Origin of the sequence: Endozoicomonas sp. SESOKO2, assembly GCF_024606245.1 — a bacterium.
In the GTDB taxonomy this organism is placed as follows: Bacteria; Pseudomonadota; Gammaproteobacteria; order Pseudomonadales; family Endozoicomonadaceae; genus Endozoicomonas_A.
The window spans coordinates 1-1,138 of the sequence record NZ_JAHHPQ010000575.1 but is presented as its reverse complement, the minus strand read 5'-3'; the positions used below and the strand labels follow the sequence as shown (position 1 = coordinate 1,138).

General features: G+C 54.0%; 2 protein-coding genes. One reads left to right on the top strand and one right to left on the bottom strand.

Features of this window, described 5'->3' with window-relative positions; genetic code table 11:
* Positions 1-111, top strand: a complete 111-nt coding sequence (locus KDK17_RS19630; RefSeq protein ID WP_373691603.1) for an OmpW family outer membrane protein — start codon at positions 1-3, stop codon at positions 109-111.
* Between the two features lie 42 nt (positions 112-153).
* On the opposite strand, the gene KDK17_RS14085 is transcribed toward KDK17_RS19630, so the two are convergent.
* Positions 154-1,138: adenylosuccinate synthase (locus KDK17_RS14085; RefSeq protein ID WP_257288320.1), on the bottom strand; the 985-nt coding region annotated here is incomplete at its 5' end.

The following is a 1,138-nucleotide window of genomic DNA, read 5'->3' as shown; positions in this document are numbered from 1 at the left end:
ATGGATATCAATACCACAGCGAAGTTTAAGGACAATGCCGGAAACCGCTATAAGCAGGACGCAGAACCGGACCCATTGGTTTACATGGCCGGTGTTTCTTACAAGTTCTGATGGAGAAGAAATCCCCGCCAGAGAACCCGGCGGGGGGCTGGATCAGCCGAAAGGCTGCTCCAGAATAATGGTTTCTACACGATCCGGGCCGGTAGAAACGATGTGGATCGGTGTTCCCACCACTGCTTCCAAACGACGGATATAGGCACGAGCGTTCTCAGGCAGATCATCCAGACTCCTGGCGCCGAAGGTAGACTCGCTCCAGCCTGGCACTTCTTCGTAAACCGGTTGAATCGTTTCGTATTCTTCAGCATCGACAGGAGTCGTGATCGACTCACCCTGAGCATTCTTGTAGCCGGTGCAGATCCTGATGGTTTCCAGACCATCCAGAACGTCCAGCTTGGTCAGGCAGAGTCCGGACACAGAGTTGATCTGTACAGACTGACGCAGTGCGACAGCGTCAAACCAGCCACAACGACGAGGACGGCCCGTAGTGGCACCAAACTCGTTACCCTTCTTGGCCAGGTGCATACCCACATCGTCAAACAGTTCAGTCGGGAAAGGACCGGAACCGACACGGGTCGTATAAGCCTTGGTGATGCCCAGAACGTAGTCGAGATAAAGAGGGCCAAAACCACTGCCGGTAGAAACGCCACCGGCGGTTGTGTTGGAAGACGTTACGAACGGGTAGGTACCGTGATCGACATCCAGAAGAGAGCCCTGAGCCCCCTCAAACAGGATGTTATCACCCTTGCCATGATGCTCGTGAACCTTGTCGGTCACACGCTCAATCATCGGTTTGATCTGCTCACCCATGGCCAATGCTTCATCCAGAGTCTTCTGGAAATCGACAGTATCAGCCTTGTAGTAGTGCTCCAGAGCAAAGTTATGGTACTCAATGACTTCTTTCAGTTTCCGGGCAAAACGCTCAGGGTGCAGCAGATCAGCAACACGCAGTCCACGACGGGCTACCTTGTCTTCGTAGGCAGGGCCAATACCACGACCGGTGGTACCGATTTTATCCTTGCCACGGGCCACTTCGCGAGCCTGGTCCAGGGCAATGTGATAAGGAAGAATCAGCGGGCAG

What these genes read in the sequence shown, in the direction of transcription:
- KDK17_RS19630 (WP_373691603.1), top strand. Translation starts at nt 1, where the DNA reads ATGGATATCAATACCACAGCGAAGTTTAAGGACAATGCCGGAAACCGC.